We start from the raw sequence: 7,130 nt of genomic DNA, 5'->3' as shown, positions 1-7,130 counted from the left end.
CTCTGGCTCTGGCTCTGGCTCTGGCTCTGGCTCTGGCTCTGGCTCTGGCTCTGGCAAGGATTCAACGACATCTTCAAACTGATCGCTACCTTGGATTTTCGGTTCAAAGTCAAAATCAGAGGCAACATTCGCAGGCGACTCTACATCGTCTATAGCTTCGGCTAACCAGTCTTCAACCGTCTCTTCATCATCTTCAGAGATATCATTTAAAGACGATGGCGATACTTGCTCTTCATAACTAGCAGCGATCTCTTCACGCTGTTCTTGGGCGTCGGCTTCTTTCGGCTCTGGTTCAACCGTATTTTCACTTAATGACTCAACAAGCTCTTCTGTCGCTGGCAATAAATCATTGTCATCAGAAGTCATTAACTCATCAATCAATGCTTCGTCTGTTGTTTCTAGCGAGTCATCAAGTAACGCATCTGTTGCCGGCGCGACACCGAATAAATCATCGATAAAGTCATCACGATTAAAGGCTTCATCATTTTCTGGCTTAACGTCAGCACTGTCTTGAATCATTTCCGAATCTAACGATCCATCACTAACGACTTCAGCTTGTGGTGTTGCATTAATGTCCGATGCTTGCTCAGACTCAACTTCATGTGTTTCTATGGTTAACGGAGTAAGCTCGACGTCTGAATCCTTTTCGGACTCATCGCTGCCGTTGTCAAAACCAAAGGCTTCGTCTAACTCTTTATCAAACGCCTTCCCTTCAGGTTCAAGCTCGTCTTCAATGCCACTTGTCAGTAGATCATCAAATGGGTCTAAAGATTCTGAATCTTGTTCATCGGTTTCACCGACTGATAGATCATTACCTAGCAGTTCATCTAACGTCTCGTCACCTTCGACGGTAACTTGAGCATCATTGGCGTCTTCGTCTAGAAAATCATCTAGTAAGTCTGTGCTCTCGGCATCGAGTTCAAAGTCATCATCAGAATCATCAATCAACTCATCCAAGGTTTCAGTACTGTCTTCCGAAATATCTAGCTCATCATCGGTCGACAAGCCTGAGAGTTCTTCGAGTTCAGATAATGAGTCAAAACCTAGAGGATCACTCTCAGAATCATCATCCGATTCATCTTCCAACATATCATCTAGGAGATCTGTTGAATTACTGAGATCAACATCATCCCCTGTCAATTGCTCATCGAGCAGGTCGACACTGCCTTGAGTTTCTTCACTTTCGGTTGGCAGATCAAACTGAGAAAGGATGTTATCGATATCATCATCAGACGCCAAAGCGCTGTTTAGATTCTCAGCAACCTCGTCATCATTATCGAGATTCACAGGCTCATTGACTTGATCGTTCTGAGCCGCAACCTGAGCGAAGATGTCATCAATATCATCTTCTACACTAGGAGCCGAAGGTTGTGACGTCTGCTGCTCTGAGATCAACGAATCAATATCAAATTCATCGTTGCTCACGCCCGAAGGTGCAGTATCGCTCTGTTGTTCAGAGATAAGCGCATCAATGTCAAAATCATCGGTTGCTGATGTGTCGGTATTAGAAATCGAATCACTTTGCTCTTCTGAGATTAAAGCATCAATATCGAAGCTATCATCATCTTCATCATCAAGCGCAAATAGATCATCTAATAGAGATTGGTCTAGTTCGTTAGAGCCTAGATCTTCAGTCTCAGAATCCTGTGATAGTAGCGATTCAATATCTTCATTCGACATTGAGTTATCATCTGAAAGATCAAAGTCGGCCTCATCAGAACCGAGTTCGCTTTCTGATGTTTTATCAAGTGCGCGCTCCATCTCTTCAAGACCAAGCGCCTTGTCATCGCCATTGACACTAATGCCGTTGCTGCTGTCTAACTCCAGATCATCGAAGTTAGTGTCTAAGTCACCATTTTCTCCGATGCTCGCAAATGGGTCGTCATCGTCATCATCGAGATTAAAATCGAGATCAGAATCATCTAAACCTGCAAATACATCTTCTTCAGGCGATGCTTGGTCATCAAATAACTTATCAGCATCATCTTCATTGCCAAATTGTTCATCGTCTAAAGACAATTCATTATCAAAGTCGTCCATCTCGTCGCCTAAAGCGATAGGCGCGACGCTACTTGCATCTGATTGAATTGGTTGGTCTTGTGTCGGCTGCTGCTCATCATTTTTAGAACGGCGCCCCAACAAAATCACTATGATAAGACCAAGTAGAAGGCCTGGAATAACCGCAAGAGCAGTAACTAACCAACCATTTGATAACAATTGATCCATGGCACTTGGAGCCATTTTTGCAATCTCAGCGTTCTTTCTACGCTCTTCATCAAGCAGCTTTTCCACTTCGCTACGAATACGGTCTTCATCACTAAGTTCTGTTTTTAGCTCATCCACTTCCAATTGAACATTCGACAACATCAGACGAAGTTGATGGTTTTTCTCTTCAAGTGACAATAGCTCAGTTTCTGAAAGCTCTAGCTGTTTCTCTAACTTATTCACCTCTCGGGTTGGAGCCGATTGAGCTTGAGATGATTGAGTTGGAGACAATGGCTTTTTAGCGGCTTCAGTAGTGCTTACTTGCTTAGCAAGAGCAACATTTTTTGCATCAGAACTCGACGCTTTGGGTTTTGAAGCGACAGGCTTACTTGCAGGAGCATCGAGCTTAGCAAGGTGCGCATTCATGATGTTAACGGCTTGCTGTGTAGAACTTGCACGTGCTTGCTCTAAAGAAGGCACTCGTAAATTACTGGCAGGCAGCAAGCTGTGGATATTCTGGTTTTCAAACGCTTGTGGATTTAGACGATAAATAGCCAACAAGGTTTGCTGAACTGAAACGGAATTATCAGGGCGTAACCTTGAGGCAATTGACCACAATGTTTCCGACCCCAAAGTTGGGCCGTAAAAACGAGAAGGCCCAGCACGATTCAATTGTGCTCTTTGAAGAGGTTCGGAAAACGTAGGCGCTGATTGTATCTGACCATTAGGCCCTACAACTCGAATGGAATCTGCACGAACAACGGAAATCTGAGTCGCCATGAGAATGGCAAAAGGCATTAACCACGGCTTGAAAAATTGAAACATAAAAGGCTCAGCTAGGTGCTTAAATTCGAATAAATTGATGAACTGTTAAATATATCGGATAAACGACGTAAAGCTATAGAGATGAAAACAAAAAATGTGTTGCAGCGACAATATTCGCAGCAATTTCACACAATTTGACTAACAATATTTTCAATCGATTAAAAAAGCCCCACTAAAAGAGTGAGGCTTGTTTATCAAAGCAGTGAAGCTTAGAAGTAATCGCGAATCAGAACTTCAGCGATTTGAACTGCGTTTGTTGCTGCGCCTTTACGAACGTTATCAGCGACAACCCACATGTTCACACCGCTGTGATGGCTGATGTCGTTACGAATACGACCAACCATTACGTGGTCTTTACCACCAGCATCACGAACCTGTGTTGGGAAGTCTAGAGCTTGGAAAACTTCTACGCCTTCCGTGTTCTCTAGAAGCTGAACCACTTGCTCAGCACCGATTGGCGCGCGAGTTTCAATGTGTAGAGATTCAGCGTGACCATAGAACACAGGAACACGAACACAAGTCGGGTTAACCGTGATTGATGAATCAGCAAAGATCTTTTGAGTTTCCCAAACCATCTTCATTTCTTCACGTGTGTAGCCGTTCTCTGTAAATTCATCGATTTGAGGAATACAGTTGAACGCGATCTGCTGTGAGAACGCTGACTTGTCAGCTGGCATACCGTTAAGAAGCTTAGCCGTTTGACCTGCTAGCTCATCGATACCCGGCTTACCTGCACCAGACACAGATTGGTAAGTTGAAACGTTAATACGCTCAAGGCCCACTTCATCGTGAATCGGTTTAAGTGCTACTACCATCTGAATAGTAGAACAGTTCGGGTTCGCAATGATGTTGCGATTACGGAACTCAGCAATCGCTTCAGGGTTCACTTCAGGCACAACCAGAGGAACATCGTATTCGTAACGGAAACGTGAGGTGTTATCGATAACAACCACACCTTCGTCAGCGGCGATTGGAGCCCAACGTTCTGAAAGCTCGCTACCTGCAGAGAAAAATGCAATATGTACTTGAGACCAATCGAAGTCTTCTACGTTTTGTACTTGTATTGTTTTGCCGTTAAAACGGGAAGTTTTGCCTTCACTACGTTCACTTGCTAGTAAGTGCATTTCACCGACAGGGAATTTACGCTCTTTAAGTACTTCAAGAATGGTTTCACCAACCGCACCAGTCGCACCTAAAATAGCAATATTAAATTCTTGGCTCATTGTTTCTCTCTTTTATAAAGTTGGCTTTACCATAAAACCGAGTTTAGATAACGGCGTTAAATTACAAGATTCGTCGCCCGTTAACTCGACTGCACTGTACTCTCTGCGGTCCCAATATTCTTTACGCATCTTGTCAAAAGAACCCGGCGTAGAGATATTGCGACGGAATAAGGCGTCGTCTTTGCGCACATCATAGATCAACTGAGTCAAATTGTGCAGTGTTGCTTCATCCCAAGCTCTATCTAATTTCATTTGAGGCACTGGCGCTGTCGGCAGGAGGTCGCTTGCATAAGCACGCTGTTCAGTACCTAAAAACTCACAATAACTGTTGAAGATCATCGTGGTACCACGCGCTTTACCCTCTAAACCGTAGCCCGCTACGTGAGGTGTTGCAAAAGCGAGCAATGGAAGAAGTTCAAAGTCGACTTCAGGTTCAAACTCAAACACATCAAGAACGGCAGTGAAACCATCGGCTTTTTGCAAGCGAGCTTTTAACGCTTGGTTATCAACAACTGGGCCACGAGCCGCATTTATCAGAATTTGGTCAGCACGTAAATTGTTCAGTACTTGCTCATTGATCAAATGATGCGTTGGGAACTCACCTGTCTTAGTGATTGGCGTATGCAGAGTGATGACGTCTGACTGCTCAAGCAGTGTATCTAGCTCAGTAAATTCACGAGTATCACCCTCTTGCTGTTTTAGAGGGTCGTTCAGCAGAACTTTAATACCAATACCTTCAAGGCATTTCGCTAAGTAACTGCCTACCTGCCCACAGCCGATAATACCGACCGTTTTTTCGAATACAGAGAAACCTTGTTGCTGCGCAAGCACCATCATCGCACTGAACGCGTACTCAGCAACACCCACCTTGTTACAGCCAGGCGCCGCAGTAAAGAAAATGCCACGCTCTTTCATCAATTCTTGGTCAACATGATCCATACCAGCCGTCGCAGTACCGACAAACTTCAGCTTATTGGCTTTGCTGATCAATGACTCGTTTACCTTAGTAACAGAGCGAATCATCAATGCGTCTACGTCAACTAGGTCGTCAGCTGTTAATGTGCGACCAGACTTCATTGTCACTTCCCCTAGCTGGCTAAAAAGCGCTTCAGCATAAGGCATATTTTCGTCGATTAAGATTTTCATTTGGCGAGTACTTTTGTTGGGGTCTATCGACCTAAATGTGAATTGAAATGATTGTGCAAAATTCCACACACGGTGTCGAGTAGCAATTGGAATACATTATAAATAAAGGGCTGAATCACTGAGTCTGCACAAACAACAGGCATAAGATTCCATACCCAAATATCAAACGGCTAAAACGAAAAATGCCCGATTGAATAAACAATCGGGCAAACATCCAGAACAAAAGGATCCTATCTCGCTCTCCAGGAGACAGAGTCTTGCGTCTGTTCAACCAGTACTAACCAAAGCCAGTACTGATCAAGCTCTGGAAACCTTTCAACTTCTAAATCTTGATTTAAAAAGCTATTTTCTAAAGCGAAGCTTACAAAGCTAGGGTTAAAAAACACGCTTAAAACCATATTTATAAAAGCTTTGTTCTGTTGGGCAGGGTTAATGAGCGACCTGTGCGTGTTGAATCAGCACTCACATCACCCACTAACGATTAACCTTTTATTAATTTAACCTTAGCTTCAATTAGCCTTGGTATTTTTTGATTACTAGCGTTGCGTTCGTACCGCCGAAACCAAAGCTGTTAGACATAACCGTTGTTAGCTCTTGTTCACGAGCTTCGGTTACGATGTCTAGGCCTTCGCCCGCTTCGTCTAGGTTTGCAACGTTAATGCTTGGTGCGATGAAGCCGTTATCAAGCATTAGCGTTGAGTAAATTGCTTCGTGTACACCAGCCGCACCTAGAGCGTGACCTGTCATCGCTTTAGTTGCTGAGATTGCTGGGCTATTGCCGCCAAAGACTTCTTGGATTGCACCAAGTTCTTTAACGTCACCAACAGGAGTTGAAGTACCGTGAGTGTTCACGTAGTCAACGCCATCAACGTTTTGCATTGCCATCTTCATACAACGAACCGCGCCTTCGCCAGAAGGAGCAACCATGTCGTAGCCATCTGAAGTCGCGCCGTAACCCACGATCTCGCCGTAGATTTTTGCGCCACGAGCAACAGCGTGCTCAAGTTCTTCGATAACTAGCATGCCGCCGCCACCAGAGATAACGAAACCGTCACGGTCAGCATCGTAAGTACGAGAAGCCAATTCTGGCGTGTCGTTGTACTTAGTAGAAAGTGCGCCCATTGCGTCGAACATCATAGTCAGAGACCAATCCAGTTCTTCACCGCCACCAGCGAATACTACGTCTTGCTTACCAAGTTGGATAAGCTCCATTGCGTGACCGATACAGTGTGCAGATGTTGCACATGCAGAGCTCATAGAGTAGTTCACACCACGGATTTTGAAAGGTGTTGCTAGACAAGCAGAAACCGTAGAAGCCATTGTACGTGGAACCATGTATGGACCAACGCGCTTAACGCCTTTTTCACGGATGATGTCTACAGCGTTAACTTGGTTTAGAGATGAAGCACCACCTGAACCCGCAACGATACCTGTGCGGTCATTAGATACTTGATCTTCAGTTAAACCAGAGTCAGCAATTGCTTGCTCCATTGAAAGATAAGCGAATGCCGCTGCATCACCCATAAAGCGCATTTTTTTGCGATCGATATGGTCAGCAGGGTTCATTTTTAGGTTACCCCAAACTTGAGAGCGCAAGCCATTTTCCTTGAACTGCTCTGAAGCGGTAATACCTGATTTACCCTCTTTCAGTGATGCTAAAACTTCTTCGACGTTGTTACCGATACTTGAAACAATACCCATACCGGTGATTACGACTCGTTTCATGTGACA

Annotated in this window: 4 protein-coding genes; all 4 read right to left on the bottom strand. The window is 44.4% G+C overall.

Annotated features, from left to right (window positions below):
• The coding region (locus AB6D80_RS08935) for a FimV/HubP family polar landmark protein (protein ID WP_372188328.1) at positions 1-3,030 on the bottom strand (3,030 nt) is incomplete at its 3' end.
• Between the two features lie 209 nt (positions 3,031-3,239).
• Positions 3,240-4,253, bottom strand: a complete 1,014-nt coding sequence (locus tag AB6D80_RS08930; RefSeq protein WP_102249272.1) for an aspartate-semialdehyde dehydrogenase — start codon at positions 4,251-4,253, stop codon at positions 3,240-3,242.
• 12 nt (positions 4,254-4,265) lie between these two features.
• Positions 4,266-5,399, bottom strand: a complete 1,134-nt coding sequence (locus AB6D80_RS08925) for a 4-phosphoerythronate dehydrogenase (RefSeq protein WP_102257949.1) — start codon at positions 5,397-5,399, stop codon at positions 4,266-4,268.
• Between the two features lie 513 nt (positions 5,400-5,912).
• On the bottom strand, positions 5,913-7,124 hold the full coding sequence (gene fabB / locus AB6D80_RS08920; protein WP_009848735.1) for a beta-ketoacyl-ACP synthase I: 1,212 nt from the start codon (positions 7,122-7,124) through the stop codon (positions 5,913-5,915).
• Positions 7,125-7,130: the final 6 nt, after the last annotated feature.

The organism is Vibrio sp. 10N.247.310.17, assembly GCF_041466605.1.
Lineage (GTDB): Bacteria > Pseudomonadota > Gammaproteobacteria > Enterobacterales > Vibrionaceae > Vibrio > Vibrio tasmaniensis_A.
This window is presented reverse-complemented; position numbering and strand designations above follow the sequence as displayed.

What these genes read in the sequence shown, in the direction of transcription:
- AB6D80_RS08930 (WP_102249272.1), bottom strand. Translation starts at nt 4,253, where the DNA reads ATGAGCCAAGAATTTAATATTGCTATTTTAGGTGCGACTGGTGCGGTT.
- AB6D80_RS08925 (WP_102257949.1), bottom strand. Translation starts at nt 5,399, where the DNA reads ATGAAAATCTTAATCGACGAAAATATGCCTTATGCTGAAGCGCTTTTT.
- fabB (WP_009848735.1), bottom strand. Translation starts at nt 7,124, where the DNA reads ATGAAACGAGTCGTAATCACCGGTATGGGTATTGTTTCAAGTATCGGT.